Origin of the sequence: Desulfosarcina cetonica JCM 12296, from assembly GCF_001311845.1 — a bacterium.
Taxonomy (GTDB): Bacteria; Desulfobacterota; Desulfobacteria; order Desulfobacterales; family Desulfosarcinaceae; genus Desulfosarcina; species Desulfosarcina cetonica.
The window spans coordinates 12,329-27,014 of sequence record NZ_BBCC01000080.1 but is presented as its reverse complement, the minus strand read 5'-3'; the positions used below and the strand labels follow the sequence as shown (position 1 = coordinate 27,014).

Sequence of the window (14,686 nt, the reverse complement as noted above, 5' to 3'; positions counted from 1 at the left end):
CCGCTGGCGTTCGCCACCGGAGAGTTCGGCCACGCTGCGCCGGGTCATGCCGGCCAGCCCGACGAGATCGAGCATCGCCATGCTGCGCGATCGGATGCGGTCTTTGGGCAGCCGTTGCATGGTGAGTCCGAAGGCCACATTGTCGAAGACGCTTTTATGGGGAAAAAGGGCGAATTCCTGGAACATCAGGCCGAAATGGCGGCGTTGGGGCGGCAGGTGGGTGATGTCGTTTGCGCCGATGCGAACATGGCCGTCGTCGGGAGTTTCCAGGCCGGCAATCAGGCGCAAGAGGGTGGATTTGCCGCAGCCCGAAGGGCCCAGCAGACAGAGAATTTCTCCCTCGCTCAAAGAGAAGGAGATCCCGTCCACCGCCGGCTGCGCATAGGTCTTGACCAGATTGTCGACGGTCAGAAGCGGCATCAGAAATCGTCTCCCCGGGCTCTGAACGTCTCGATGAAAAGAAACCCGGCCGATGTGGTCAGCATCAACAGACAGCTCATGGCCATGGCGCGACCGAAGTTCAGGGCGCCGGGCTGGTTGAGAAAACGGTAGATGGCCACCGGCAGGGTTGGCGTTTGGGGGCGGGCGACGAACACGGTGGCCCCGAATTCACCCATGCTGATGGCAAAGGCGAATATCGCGCCCACCACCAGGGCCCGCCGTAGGATCGGCCAATCCACATGGCGCCAAACGGCCAGCGGCGAGGCGCCCAGCATGGCCGCGGCTTCCCGCAGATGGCGGGGAATGCTGCGCCAGACCGGCAGCAGGCTGCGGATCACGAAAGGAAAGGCCACCAGGGAATGGGCGATGGCCGGCAAAATGATGCTGGTGCGCAGATTGAGCGGCGGCTCGTCCAGGGCGATGATGAAGCCGAACCCAAGGGTCACGGCCGAGGTGGAAAGCGGCAGCATGAACAGGGGATCGAGAATACGCGTACTTCGGCGGGTGCCGGAACCGACCAGGAAGGCGGCGGCAAACCAGCCGATGAAAAGGGCGATGAAGGTGGCGACCAGGGCGAAGAAGAGCGAGTTGCCCATGGCCGCAAGGGGGCTCACGAACAGGATCGATCCCGTGGGGTTCTCCAGCAGGGCCCGATAATAGGTCAGCGCCGGGCCCGTTTCGGTGAGGACCGAGCCAAGCAAGAGCGCCATGAGCGGTGTTCCCAGGAGTAGCAGCATGAAGGCCAGGTTGGCGCCGATCAGCAGCCGTTCCGGCCGGGTGCGCGGCCGCCGATGGCTGGCGGTGGCCTGGGGCATCAGGGAAACGGCGCAGTGCCGTTCGAGGGTGGTGTAAAGCCCCATCAAGGCAAAGGTGAAGAGCATTTGCACCAGGGAGAGCGCCGCGGCCATGGGCAGGTTGAACAGGTGCACGGCCTGGCGGTAGATCTCCACCTCGATGGTGGCCAGGCGTGGACCGCCCAGGATCAGCACGACCCCGAAACTGGTGAAGCAGAAGATGAAGACCAGCATGGCCGCCGCCAGGACGGCCGGCATGATCAGGGGCAGGCTGACGTTCAGGAAAACTCGCCGGGAGGAGGCGCCCAGCGTGCGTGCCGCATCAAAGAGATCGTTGGGGAGCCGCGCCCAAAAACCGCCGACGATGCGCAAAGCCACCGTGTAGTTGTAGAAGACATGCGCCAGGAGAAAGAACCACACCGTCTGGTCGATGCGGATGGGCGGCCCGTTCAGATCGAAAAGGACCATCAACGCCCGGTTGGCCAGGCCACCCGGGCCCAAAAGGGCCTTGAAAGCCGCGGCCGTGACCACCGTGGGCAGCACGAAGGGGATGGCGGTCAGGTTCTGGATCAGGGTTTTGCCGGGAAAATCGAAACGAGCGAAGACCCAGGCCCCGGGAAGCGCCGCCAACAGGGTCAACAGGGTGGAGAGCGCCGCCTGCCAGGTGGTGAACCAGAGTATGCCGGCATAGTAATCGCTGTCCACCAGCCGGTGCAGCCCGGCAGTCGTCCCGCCACCGCTTTGCGGCGTGAAGCTGGTGATGAAAATACTGGCCAGGGGGTAGAAGTAGAACACGCCTAGAAAGAGCAGTGGCGGCAGGGCCAAAAGGAGGCGCAGGCGGGATTTCACCGCAGGACCACTTCGGTCCAGGTGTCGATCCAGCGGTCGCGGTTGGCTTCGATGGTCTGCGGATCGAGCAGTACCGGTGCCGCTGCCTGATGGGCGTGGCGGGTGAACACTTCCGGCAGGGGTGTTCCCTCGACGGCCGGAAAGACCCACATGTTCAAGGGGATGTCCTGCTGGAAGGTTTCACTCAGCATGAAATCCACCAGCCGGCGGGCCACGTCGGGCATTTTCGTGCCCTTGAGAATGCCCACGAACTCGATCTGGCGAAAGGCCGTACGGGGGGCCAGAACGGCTGCCGTGGGGCTGTCAAAGATCTTCTTCTCACTGTAGAAGACTTCGGCTGCCGGGCTGCTGGCATAGCTGACCACGATGGGCCGGGTGCCGCCCTTGGCCCGGGAGAACTGACCGTAGTAGGCATCCGACCAGCCCATGGAAACGTAAACATCGTTGGCGCGTAGCTGCCGCCAGTAGGCGGCATAACCGTCCTCGCCGTAGCGGCCGATGGTGGCCAGCAGAAAAGCCAGACCCGGTGAGGAGGTGGCCGGGTTCTGTACGACGGTGAGCCCCTTGTAGCGCGGGTCGATCAGCGCATCCAGGTCGGCCGGCGGCGCCAGGTGATGTTGGGCGAACCAGGCCTTGTCCACGTTAAGGCACACGTCGCCGTAATCCACGGGCGTCAGGCGCCGGGTCGGGTCCAACTGCAGGGTTTTCGGTACCCGCGCCAGCGCCGGCGGGGTATATTCCTCGAACAGGTCGGCCGAGAGGGCACGCCCCATGAAGGTGTTGTCCGCACCGTAAAACAGGTCGCCCAAAGGTCCTTGCGGGAAAGGATCGCCTGGTTGAGCGCCGCCCCGGCATCCCCGCTCTTGAGGATTTTTACCGCAACGTTGTTTTCGGCTTCAAAATCCTTGAACAGCCCTTGGCTCACCGCAAAACTGTCGTGCGTCATGATCGTGATCACGGGCTTTTCCGCTGTCGGACAGCCGCCGACGATCACCAGGCCAATCAACAGCATGGCGTACAACACGATTCTTCCCGGCATGGTCATCTTTTCCTCTGAAGGATGTTTCCCGTATAAATGCAGCAAGCCGCTCCCTTCACCAATGGGCAACGGCTTGCCGGATACCTTCACTCCCTGCGCTGGCATTACCCAGATCAGGTTCAATGGGTGTAATCTCAGGCTGTTCAGCCACCCCTGGATGAATATTTGAAACCATAGAAGATGCCCCTTGCGGTGTCAAGGCGAAAGCGGGCAACCATCAGGGCGATCGCATTTGGATGTATTCTGATCGCTGGCATGATCGGAAACCCATCGTCTCGATTCAACCAATGCCAAATGCAAAAGCCCAAATGTCAATTGAAGGATCCGATCGATTATAAATGGACAGAATACCACTGCCCTGGGGCAGCCATCAGCTACCATGGCGGATGATCTGGGATGCTGCGGTGCCGATGGCCCATCGTATTGGTGGGTGCTGCCGGACGGGACTTGCCGTTGGATGGCGTACTATTGGCTGGGATAGTTTGGCGATCCCTTACCAGGCCCGGGCGGCGGCCTTCAGAAACCGCCTTCGGCGCAAAAAGCTGATCGCACCGATGATCGACACCATGGAAAAAAGGGGCACATATAGGATCGAATAGGGGATGATCAACAAACAGATGGGGATTTTCTTGCTGGTTGACACCAGCGGCAAGACAAAGGGAAGCGAAAAAAGGGACAGGGACAAGCGCACGATCAGGTCCTTCAGAATCAGAGGACCGAAGAGCATGCCGGTCAGTTGCAGGCTGAGCCAGAGGGTTGTCGACCGGTTCAGGATGATGAAGCAGTCGATCATCTCGTCAAGCCGGAACAGGTTGTTTCCCATGGTGATTGCCGAGGAGATCAACAGAAGACAGAACGGAAACAGAAACAGAACATGCAGGGGGTTTTTCAACCATACGCGGTAATGGTGGATAAAGCATTGAAACCCGCCCGCGCTCCAACGGATCTTTTGCCTGAACCATCCCTCCAAGGTATCCGGCACATAGGTGCGCACATGATGGAAGCTCTGGTTCACCCGCCACCCTTTTTCGTTCAGTTTGAAGGCCAGATCCATGTCTTCGGTGATGGCATTGGGTGAAAATCCACCCGCCTCGATGAATGCATCGCGTTTGACGACGATGAAGCCGCCCCACAAGGCGATTGCGGAAAAAACGTTGTATGCGCCCTGAACGAAGGCAAGCATGTTGTATTCGATGGTCTGCATCAAGGGAATGATCCCTTTGTTGGCTGCCCGATAGGGGCAGCTCACCGCTCCCATGCCAGGAATCTGCAGTCGTGCAAGGGCATCGGCCAGCGACCGGGGATTGACGATCACATCGGCATCGATCAACACCACGGTTGCATGCTTCGTGAGAGCAAAGTGCGTGTTGAGCGCCCTGGCCTTGCCCAGATTGGTCGGATTGAGGATTAATCGGAAGCCATATCGCCTTGCCAGTGCCGACAAGGTTTCACGACTGCCGTCGGTGCTGCCGTCGTCGATGACGATCACGTCCGCGTTGGCACCGCAGACCGCATGGATGCTTTCAATCGTTTGGCCGACGGAGTCCGCGTCGTTGTAGCAGGGCACCATGAACGACAAGGGGACTGTTTCGGCCAACGGGCGCTTTTTAAGCCGGTCGATGAATCCCAGCCCGGCCATGATCACGAACAGGGAAAAAATCATGAATGCAGAGGCATAGGTCAGCATCATATGGATTACTCCCCATTGAAATGTTGCAGAACATGCGGACGCTCTACTTGGACCGCATTCATACAAGGCCGGACGTTTACCGACAAGTTAGCTTTCTGTTAGTATTCTGAAGCTGCACCTCGGGCCCGGCCGGTTCAGGAGGCAATGCGTGTCAGCCCTGAAGATGGCCGGCAGACCGGTTCGATGATATCCACCAGGAGTTCTTCTTCGACGACCGTATCGATCTGGTGCGGATCCAGGTAGCGTCGGCATAGCGCCGATAGACGCCGGATGTCAGTAGCAGCGTGAAAGAAATCGGACAAAGGTGGCCTTGCCGGCACATCGTCTTCATGATGCCGAGGGCTTCGCTCAAGGTTCGGGGCTGTTTGTACGGGCGATCGGCGGCGGTGAGGGCTTCGAATACATCCGCCACGACCATGATTCGTTCCGGAATCGAAAGATTTCGGCCGACCAGGCCACGGGGGTAGCCGCCGCCACAGTATGCTTCATGGTGATTGCCGGCCCAATCGGGTACCTGCCGCAGCCCGGGCGGCCAGGGCAGGGCGCTGAGCATGCGGATGGTCTGGATGATGTGGTTGTTGATGGTGAAACGTTCTTCGGTTGTCAATGTCCCCCGGACAACGCTCAGGTTGGTGAGTTCGCCATGGTTGGCCTGGTATTCCGGCACCTGCATGGCGAATCCATGGAGGGTGTTCCCAAAGAGCGGTCCCTCGTTTCGGCGCGGGACGAGATGCTCCCGCTTGTCGGCCAGGAGCGGCTCGCGGATGGGCAGCACGGGCGGGGGCTGGTGTTGCTTGCGAGACAGTTCTTCCCGGGAGAGGCCCAACCGATCGTCGAGATGCCGCAGCCAGGTCTGCGCGCCGATCCGCGCAAGGCGCTTGCGATCGCTTTGGGACATGGACTCGCCGCCGATATTGCAGCGCGCCACAAAGGCAAAATCGTCCCGAATCCGTGCCTGGCGGTCGTTCAGTCGACGGGCCAGATCATCAGCCGTGTCGGCGCCGTGGATAAGGGCCTTGTGGTAGTCGAGTTCTGCATCCCGCCAGAGGACTTCGAAGCGCATGCGGATTTCATGGATGCGATTATAGATGGTTTCTAACTTGGTGGCCTTGTCGACCACGTATTCCGGCGTGGTCACCTTGCCGCAGTCATGCAGCCAGCTGGCCAGGTGGAGGGCATACCAGTCGTCTTCGCTGAGGGAAAAATCGCGAAACGGCGCATCGGTGGAATGGTGGGCCGCCTCGGCCAGCATGCGCACGATCACCGGTACCCGTTTGCAATGCCGGCTGGTGTAGGGGGATTTGGCGTCGATGGAATCGGCGATCAGGCGCACGATGGCGTCGGTCAGGTCCCGCTGGGCCCTAAGCAGCCGGCGATTGTCCAACGCTACGGCCGCGTCCGAGGAGAGGGCCTGGATATAGGAGACGATGTCGGGACTGGATATGGGTGGTGTTGCCGACCCCGGTTGAGGATTGACCAACTGCAGGGTGCCGATGATTTCGTCTTTCTGGTTGATCAGCGGGACGATGAGCAGGGCTTGGCATTTAAAATCCGGCGTGTCGAAGCAGCCGCGAATTTCCGTGTAGTCAAACCGTTCATCCGTCTGAATATCCTCAGCCAGTACCACCTCACCCGTCAGAATGGCATGACCGACCGCGGATGGCCTGAGGCCGGGCCGGTCCTCAAGGGGCTGGTACAGCGACTGCCCGGCAGGACTCGATCGCAAGGGGCCGCCGAGACATTCGCCGGTCTGATCGTTGTGCAGGATGGCGATCTCCAGGCGGCCGTCATCCGGATCGCGCAGGCCGATCGCACCGGCCACGCAAGTTGAAACGCCTCTGGCCTCGCGCAGGATCATCTCCAGCAGGGCATCCACGTCCTTCTCCTCGGAAAGGGCTCGGGAAATTTTCAGGAACTGCTCGATGCTCACTTTCATCATGGCCATGGTCTCGGCCAGGTCGTTGACTTCCAAAATCCGTGTGTGCACCGTGATGGGCGCATCCAGCTTGAATTCACGAATCCGCTGCGCGCCCCTGGCCAAAAGGCGTAGGGAGGTGGAGATGCGATGCGCCAGCCACAATACGATCAGAATCGTGGCAAAAAGGAAGGCCAGGCTGATCAGGATGCTCTGGTTTCTCAACTGGATGACATCATGGAGCAATTCGTCGTGCGGAATCAGGGAGGCCAGAAACAGGTCGTGGCCGCCGTTGATCGGAATGGTGCTGAGATAACCCAGAAACTTCTGGGAGCCGGTGGTGAGCGTTATCTGGCCGGCCGTTGGATGGTGGTGGGCGATGGCCTCGGCCAGCTGATCGTAGAGGGGATTGTGGCGGTCCGCCAGGGTCGGCAGGCGCGATGTCTTTCCGCGTGCGGGGCCGAAATGGGCCGCCATCCGATCAACGTCGGAATGGCCCACGATCGTCCCTTGGCCGGTCAACAGGATCAATTCCGTCGAAGGGGTGATGCGCTGATGGGCCAAGCGGTCGGACAGGTCGCGCAGGGTCACATCGGCGGCCACGACGCCACGCCCCTCCTTGAGGCGCCTGGCAATGGTAAGCCCGATCTCATGGGTGCCGAAAAGGAGATAGGTGTCGGTGGTGATAAGACCGTGAGTATAAATGGAGGCCTTGAACCACGTCTCATGCCGGTGATCATAGGCCGTATGATCGAAGACCCGGTCCGTGATCACGAAAAGCTTGTCATCCAAAAACATCAGGTGCTCGGCGACCAGGTCGTCCAATTCACGATCGATTCCCTGGATGATGAAGTGGGTGCCGGGTGGCACCTCAAACGCGCTGCCGGCGGCAGGGTTGTTCTCCACCGACCGGACGATGAAAAAATCCCCGTCCACATCGGCAACCGTCATGGAGGCGATGCGGCGGTTGTGGCGCAGGATCTCCACAAAGTATTCCAGCAGGCTCAGCCGCTTGTCAAAATCGAGACCCACCGATCGAATCGTCTTTGAAGAGATATTGATCACGCTTTGCACCGGGAAGATCGATTCCGAGACCTGAAGGGTCACCTGTTGGCCGATCTGCTCCACAAGATCGTGGGTGGCGATGATCGTGGCGTGTTCATGGCTCACATAATTGAAGCCGATCAATACGATCCCGGATATCAGTGTCAACAGGGTGAACACGAAGGCAATCGTGTAGCGCAGGGGATACCCCCTGGCGAACAGGACCGGCGGCCGGAGACGGGATGGCCGGGAAAAAGCGTGGCTGGCAGCGGTGCGGGTCATGTTTCTCCACCGTGCTGTCGCGTATCGATGCTAGTGCAGGTCCAATGGCGTCAACCGGCGGGCGATTTCCCGTTGGCGCTCGCGCTCCGTAGCGGCCATGGGGACCAGCCCCTGGGCTGGCAGCGCCCCGTTCGGACCCCACATGGCCTCGGATGTAAAGAGCGTAAGAAACTCCCGGATGCCGGGAATGCGGTCCACGTGGGCGCTTTTGACATAGATGTACAGCGGGCGCGACAAGGGGTAGCGGCCGGCGGCAATGCCGGCGGCGGTGGGCATCACCCCGTCGATGGACGCCCCCTTGATGTGGTCGGCGTTTTGGACCAGCATGCCGAATCCGAAAATCCCCAATGCATCCGGATGGTTGATGAGCTTGTGAACGATCAGGGGATCGTCTTCACCTTCTTCGACATAGGCCCCGTCCGTTCTGAGCGATCGGCCCCTTGCCGCATCCAACCGGCCGGCGGATGGGCGTGACGCCGCGTGCCCGCCGATCTGGTCGGCGCCGGCTTCCATGGCCAATTGCATGAACGCGTCGCGGGTGCCCGAGGTGGTCGATGGCCCCAGCACCCGGATGGGAAGATCGGGAAGCCGTGGGTCGATCGCACGCCAGGTGGGGTAGGGATTGGCAACGATGCTTCGTGTGCCTGCCGGATCGGGAACCGCTTTGGCCAAGGCGAGAAAAATTTCCCCGCGGGTCAAGTGGAAAGCGGGTGCCTGACGGTTGTTGGCCATCACGACCCCATCATAGCCGATCTTGATTTCGACGATCGGGCCAACCCCATTTTGTTCACAGATGGCGAATTCATCGGCCCGGATGCGTCGTGACGCATTGCACAGGTCCGGATGCTCGACCCCGATACCGGCGCAAAAAAGGCGAAATCCGCCTCCGGATCCAGTGGGCTCGATGGTCGGTGTCGGATATGCCGTTTCCCTGGCAAAGGTTTCGGCCACGATGCGGGCAAAGGGGTATACGGTTGACGATCCGATGATGCTGATCGTCTCGCGCCCATATTGCGCGCTCGCCATCGTCGTCCAGCCGAGCATCGACCAGACAGTGAAAATAATGATCGCCGTTCGAATGAAGGAGTGGGCCTTGACCATGGCGAAGGTTCTATGCGGCCCATGTTACGATACCGTTAGGACGGTAAAAAGATTCCGGATGAACCGGACCCCTTCAGGGGATGTCCCTTTGATTGATGAACTCGTAAAAAGTCGTATTTCCGACGGATTCGTAAAAAGCCCAAGATCAAGGCTTGCGAATCCTGAGGAGTGAGGTGTACTTAGCGTACTCCGCAATGACGAAGGATGAAGCGTAACGCCGATATTGGCTTTTTACGAATCCGTCAAGCCGCCGTTTCCCGTTTAACGCCAATGGCGATCTTGAGCAAAACGGTCAACAGAAAACCGCCGATTCCGTAGACGCCGATGGAAATCGCTATTTCCGGCGCCGTGGGGGCGTATTCGGTGATCTCATGAAGCGGCGATGGAATGAATCCCCCTGCAATCAGCCCCATGCCCTTGTCGATCCAGGTGCCGACGAAGACCATGACGCAGGCGGCGCTCAAGGTGGAATAGCGGTTGCGGGTGGCCGGAATCAGCAGCAAGACGGCCGCCACGACCATCAGCCCGAGGCTGGCTTGCATCCAGGCAACCAGGCCACCGTGACCGTCCATGCCGGCATACAGGTAGATGAAATGGTCCATGTGGGCCGGAATGCGGGAATAGAACACCACGAAGATTTCGCACAAGAGAAAGAAAAGATTGGCCAAAAGGCCATAGGCCACGATTTTGGACAACGCCGTGATGGCCGGGCGGCCGGCATCGAAATCCGCCGCCTTTCGCAGAAAGAGGCACAAAAGGATCAACAGCGCGGGACCCGAGGCAAAGGCCGAGGCCAGAAAGCGAGGGGCCAGGATGGCGGTCAGCCACAACCCCCTGCCCGGCAGGCCGCAGTATAAAAACGCCGTGACCGTATGAATGGCGAAGGCCCAGGGAATGGAGAGGAAGATCAGCGGCCTGAGCCAGGCCTGCGCCGCCACGCCGTTGCGTTCGGCCTCCAGGACGTTCCAGCCGATGACGATGTTCAGCAGCAGATAGCCGACCAGCACGGTGGCATCCCAGAAGATGATCGAGTGCGGGGTGGGGTAGAGGAAGACATTCAAGGCGCGCATGGGTTGCCCGAGGTCGACGAAGAGGAACAGCAGGCAGATGCTAATGGTGGCGGCGGCCAGAAATTCGCCGATGATCGTGATCCGGCCGAATACCTTGAAATTGTGGACGTAATAGGGCAGCACGAGCATCACCGCCGAGGCGGCGACACCCACCAGGAAGGTGAGTTGGGCCACGTAGAATCCCCAGGTGACATCCCGCGACAGGCCGGTGATGGCCAGGCCGACGTCGAGCTGGCGGGAATAGAACCCGGCTCCCGACAGGATGACCACACCTAAAAAACCGAGCCAGGCCCAATAACGCCGGCCGCCGTTAACTGCCAGTTCAAGCATGTTTGCCTCCTTGGAAGGGTTTGGGAAAATTAGGGCGATCGCCCTTGAACGGCCTTGTATTGGCACAGGTGAATTAATCGTGAATTAATGGCGAGGTTTTATGCGTTGGCACCTTTTGATTTTATGCCTGATAAACATAAAGGGGTAGGTTTTCCAACCTGCCCTTTTTTAATTGTCCTCTATAATGCGGTGCGTCTTGCCTTCAAAAGCTCTTCTCATCGGTAGCCCTGGGGATTACCGGACATGCTCGCTTGTGCTTTTATAATGTATCTTTACTTTACTCAGTCAAACTTCCTACGATTAATTGTATAAACTGCAACGCTGCTGCCACACAGTAGTACCCTTGAAGAATTAGATTGACATCCTCTAACTATCACAACTATGTTTATTCTTGTGGTCAAAAGCCAAAATGCTTATATCCACCCCCACCGCATATCGTTACTATATCTTTAATCTTGGCTGCAATCGTCACAGCGTTTGATCTTCTTTATTACCATTAACCGCTATTCTTTTTCAGAGGGTGATAAATTTAGTGGTATCCATTTATATAATTTGCTTAGTTTTTTAAGACAAGCAGGAGGAAGAGCGCCATGAACAATCGATTGGTCATAGTTTTGGTTCTAATAGTAACCATTGTTTTTTTGGGGGTATCAAATTCTTTCGCAGAGAAAAAATCTGCTGATATGTCTCAAGGGAAGTGGTGGGATACCGACTGCGAAAACGAAAATCCCTCTTGGGGTTATGACTCCATCCTTTATTGTGAAGTTGGCCCTAAATTGCGTGAGATCGAAAAGAACAGCAATCGGGTGAAGGTTGATGTGATTGGGCAGTCGGCAGGCGGTCGCAATCTATTTTTGGTGACACTTTCCGACCCAAAAGCTATGGGACGTTTGGGAAAGTATCAGGCTATAAGAAAAACCATGCTCAAGGACCCTGAAAAAGCCCAAGCGATGATCGATAAGTTTGGTGATTTCAAGGTGCCCGTGTTCATCAACGGCAGTATTCACGGCAACGAATACCCGGGTGTAGATGCTGCCATACGGCTGATCGAAACCCTGGCTTACGGGAATTCTGATGAGGTTCAAACCATCCTTGAAAATGTTATTCTACTGGTAAATGTCGTTCAGAACCCGGATGGACGCGTGCTGGGTACGCGATACAACGCCAAAGGAGTAGACATTAACAGGGATTTCATCACACAGACCCAACCCGAGACCCGGGCCACGGTCAAGCTGATCACCGAATGGAACCCGATGGTCTTTCTTGATCTTCACGATGACGTTCAGCCGATGCTGATCGAGCCGTGCAGCCCTCCGCACAATCCGAACTACGAATACGACCTATACATTAAATGGGCGCTTTATCAGGCCTATGCCATGGAAGCCGAACTGATCGCCAACACTGATGAGACCGAAGCACTTATCCCGTTCCGGGATTGGGATTTTTCGGCTATCAGCTACTCTTGGGATGACTGGCCGCCTATTTATACACCCATGTACGCCATGTACCATGGTGCTTACGGCCACACGTTGGAGACTCCATACGAAGATGAACGTGGTGTCGATGCTCATTACTGGGCGGTATGGGGTGCGCTAAAATTTGTGGCTGAGAACCGTCAGGCGATGGTCAAAGACCAAGTAGAGATATTCAGGCGTGGTTTCCTTGATCTTCCCCAGGCGCAGATCCCTGCCAGTATTCTGGCTGAAACACCTTACGATCAATTCAACGAGTTGACCATCAAGGACTTTCCGGCAGCATATGTTATACCAGTCGATGTGCCCATGCAGTTGAGTTCTCATCAACCGGCCAGGCTGGTGGACTTTCTCTTGTTTAACGATGTTCAGGTCGAAAAAGCGAGTGAATCATTCACATTAAATGGTGTAGACTACCCCAAAGGCACCTACGTCGTGTGGATGGATCAGCCTAAACGAGGGTTGGCCAACATGATATTAGAGGATGGCCTGGACGTTTCTGACATAGAGGGTATTGAATTTTACTCACCCCCGACCGCTTGGAGTCACCCGTTGCTGTGGGGTGTTACGCGAGCAAGAATGGAGGATGTACAGAGCATCAAAACCAGTGTTGTGAACAAGGCAGATGCTCCGTCAGGATTCGTCGAAAGTGGCAAAACAAATTATTACGCCTACATGCCCACCAGCCTATCAGCATTTAAGGCCACCAATGATATGCTCAATCGAGGAATGACCCTGTACCGGTCAAAAAGTAGCGGAGCGTTTATCCTGCCGGCCAATTCAAGTATTGCCAATGAACTGGCCAACACCTGGGCACTCAATGTTTCTCTTATGGGCGAGCTGCCCGAAGACGCTGTGAAGATGAAAGAACAGCGCATCGCCGTCTATGGCGATGAGGGGGTTGCTATTGCTCTGGATGAGCTTGGATTCAAATATGATGAGGTTTCCAGGAGTGATTTGAATGCAGGCATCATTTCTGGATATGACGTCTTTTTGAACCAGAGTTTAAGATGGTCTCAAATCAATGCTGACGGCCAGGCATCATTGACGGAATGGTTTGCGGCCGGTGGTGATTATGTCGGCCTGTTAAATCGTGGAGCGGTATTCGGCAGGGACGCAGGATTAATCAACTTTGATTATGAATATCAGGGGGATGCCGACGCCATTCTGAAAATAGATTATGATCCGACCGACGGCGTCGCCGCTGGCTTCCTGGAAAATGGGTTTGCCTATGTGCTGGGGGCGATGTGGTTCACAACCGTACCCAGCGATGCAACGGTATCCGCATCTGTTGCCGATGATGATTTTCTTGTCGCTGGTTATTGGCCTCAATGGCCAACAAGCGGTGCAAATAGCAAGTCCGTGATTCTAAATAAAGACAGCGGTCCCCAGGATACGGCCTTGATTGTTATCGATGCAACCTTCCGCGGACACCCAAAAGATACGTTTAGATTGGTAGGTAATGCCATTTTTAACGGCTTGGATTAAAAATATTGTTCTGAACTAATTTATAAGGCAGGGTCAAAAATGGCCTTGCCTTTTTTATGATACCTCCAACATATTTGTCGATCAAGCTTACATGTGATACAGTCGATCAATCTGGAAAAAATCAAGTCGATTAAAATTGCACATTATTTCAATATTTCACTATCTAACAATAGACGATATCATCTGCATGATTTGTCGATCTATTTTCGTTCTTTTTGTTGGGGATAACTCCAATGTATCTGCATCTGAGTCAATGTTGAAATATGGTATTGATATCTTCACCGGCTTGGGAACTGATGGCGCTTGAGATAGAATCAGCTATCCTGGAATATTCAGCAAAAATGGGCTGGTACAACATGTTGTATGTGGCCGCCTTTTTCTGGTGGCTTTATCGATTCCAGATAAATAGCAGCTATCGCAGGTTTTCACTTTTTTGCGTTATGATCTGTCTATCAACTGACCCCAATGGTAAAATCCATGAGTAATCGCCTTTTTCGAGAGGGCTTCATAATATCTTCAGTTTTGCAGATAGCGGACGTAATTTTGTTAAAGCTTGTCGAGTTCCCTGTCGCTCTAACAACGGATAGGCATGCTCCCGTTTCTTAAAGGCAAATCAAATATCGAACCACAGGGGATACATGGCCAAATTTCCATTACTTATCGAGCCCCTCTCAAGGGGGGATGAACAGGAAATGAAACATGGTCACGGCGGCAAACTGGAGCCTGGATAAAATGACAACGTCCAGCCTTTAACAGCTACTAGCAGCCACTATAAGACAAAGTGGTCTGCCGAAAAATGAATTATCAGAAAAAAATTTGCTGACTCGGATCACAGGTGTCCGATTATTGTGCCTGCCCCGTCGCTCGTTGCGTTTACGACGGGACGGCACGTTGGAAAAAGATGAACAATTACAGACAGACGGTATCAGCTAATGGGTCAGGCTCCGCCTTCATAGGTGCATTGATCGAAATCAATTGGTTTGCCACATTTTGCGCAGGTGTGGGCCTTGTTGAATTCGTCGGAAAAAATTTCCTTGCTTTCGCCGCATTCGGGGCATTTGCAAATAAAGGATTTAAGGTTTTTGAAGTTCTCATAGCCGGGGCAATGTTGGGGTGTGGACATAGCAACCTCCTTTTTTAAAGAATTGTTTACATATGTGAAGATGAAAGC

10 protein-coding genes and 1 riboswitch are annotated in these 14,686 nt (G+C 56.0%); of the genes, 2 read left to right on the top strand and 8 right to left on the bottom strand.

All coding sequences use genetic code 11. The features are described from left to right. The 8 genes from JCM12296_RS17925 to dsrP form a co-directional block, all read right to left on the bottom strand. Positions 1–420: ABC transporter ATP-binding protein (locus JCM12296_RS17925; RefSeq protein ID WP_157067710.1), on the bottom strand; the 420-nt coding region annotated here is incomplete at its 3' end. Continuing rightward, a complete protein-coding gene (locus tag JCM12296_RS17920) occupies positions 420–2,084 on the bottom strand; it encodes an ABC transporter permease (RefSeq protein ID WP_054696062.1) in 1,665 nt (554 codons plus the stop codon). The genes JCM12296_RS17925 and JCM12296_RS17920, both read right to left, overlap by 1 nt. Next, complete coding sequence (locus tag JCM12296_RS17915; protein WP_218188150.1) at positions 2,081–2,857, bottom strand: thiamine ABC transporter substrate-binding protein; 777 nt, start codon at positions 2,855–2,857, stop codon at positions 2,081–2,083. Before JCM12296_RS17915 ends, JCM12296_RS17920 begins: the two co-directional genes overlap by 4 nt. Then, on the bottom strand, positions 2,758–3,123 hold the full coding sequence (locus JCM12296_RS42105) for a hypothetical protein (protein ID WP_218188149.1): 366 nt from the start codon (positions 3,121–3,123) through the stop codon (positions 2,758–2,760). Before JCM12296_RS42105 ends, JCM12296_RS17915 begins: the two co-directional genes overlap by 100 nt. Positions 3,124–3,195: 72 nt before the next feature. Beyond that, positions 3,196–3,288, bottom strand: a riboswitch (TPP riboswitch). 328 nt (positions 3,289–3,616) lie between these two features. Further along, a complete protein-coding gene (locus JCM12296_RS17905) occupies positions 3,617–4,813 on the bottom strand; it encodes a glycosyltransferase family 2 protein (protein WP_054696054.1) in 1,197 nt (398 codons plus the stop codon). A gap of 151 nt (positions 4,814–4,964) precedes the next feature. Then, positions 4,965–8,054: an HD domain-containing phosphohydrolase gene (locus JCM12296_RS17900; protein WP_054696051.1), complete on the bottom strand. Its 3,090-nt coding sequence runs from the start codon at positions 8,052–8,054 to the stop codon at positions 4,965–4,967. 30 nt (positions 8,055–8,084) lie between these two features. After that, positions 8,085–9,155 (bottom strand): substrate-binding domain-containing protein, encoded by a 1,071-nt coding sequence (locus tag JCM12296_RS17895; protein WP_054696048.1) that lies wholly within the window; start codon positions 9,153–9,155, stop codon positions 8,085–8,087. Positions 9,156–9,397: 242 nt separating this feature from the next. Continuing rightward, positions 9,398–10,555 carry a sulfate reduction electron transfer complex DsrMKJOP subunit DsrP gene (gene dsrP / locus JCM12296_RS17890; protein WP_054696045.1) on the bottom strand — a complete coding sequence of 386 codons (1,158 nt, stop codon included), beginning with the start codon at positions 10,553–10,555 and terminating at the stop codon, positions 9,398–9,400. A 590-nt stretch (positions 10,556–11,145) separates the two neighbouring features. Here dsrP and JCM12296_RS17885 point away from each other — a divergent pair. Then, positions 11,146–13,515 (top strand): M14 family zinc carboxypeptidase, encoded by a 2,370-nt coding sequence (locus JCM12296_RS17885; RefSeq protein ID WP_054696042.1) that lies wholly within the window; start codon positions 11,146–11,148, stop codon positions 13,513–13,515. Between the two features lie 901 nt (positions 13,516–14,416). Next, a complete protein-coding gene (locus JCM12296_RS38490) occupies positions 14,417–14,656 on the top strand; it encodes a hypothetical protein (protein WP_157067709.1) in 240 nt (79 codons plus the stop codon). The last annotated feature ends 30 nt before the right edge of the window (positions 14,657–14,686 follow it).

What these genes read in the sequence shown, in the direction of transcription:
- JCM12296_RS42105 (WP_218188149.1), bottom strand. Translation starts at nt 3,123, where the DNA reads ATGCCGGGAAGAATCGTGTTGTACGCCATGCTGTTGATTGGCCTGGTG.
- JCM12296_RS17905 (WP_054696054.1), bottom strand. Translation starts at nt 4,813, where the DNA reads ATGATGCTGACCTATGCCTCTGCATTCATGATTTTTTCCCTGTTCGTG.
- JCM12296_RS17900 (WP_054696051.1), bottom strand. Translation starts at nt 8,054, where the DNA reads ATGACCCGCACCGCTGCCAGCCACGCTTTTTCCCGGCCATCCCGTCTC.
- JCM12296_RS17895 (WP_054696048.1), bottom strand. Translation starts at nt 9,155, where the DNA reads ATGGTCAAGGCCCACTCCTTCATTCGAACGGCGATCATTATTTTCACT.
- dsrP (WP_054696045.1), bottom strand. Translation starts at nt 10,555, where the DNA reads ATGCTTGAACTGGCAGTTAACGGCGGCCGGCGTTATTGGGCCTGGCTC.
- JCM12296_RS17885 (WP_054696042.1), top strand. Translation starts at nt 11,146, where the DNA reads ATGAACAATCGATTGGTCATAGTTTTGGTTCTAATAGTAACCATTGTT.
- JCM12296_RS17915 (WP_218188150.1), bottom strand. Translation starts at nt 2,857, where the DNA reads ATGGGGCGTGCCCTCTCGGCCGACCTGTTCGAGGAATATACCCCGCCG.
- JCM12296_RS38490 (WP_157067709.1), top strand. Translation starts at nt 14,417, where the DNA reads ATGAACAATTACAGACAGACGGTATCAGCTAATGGGTCAGGCTCCGCC.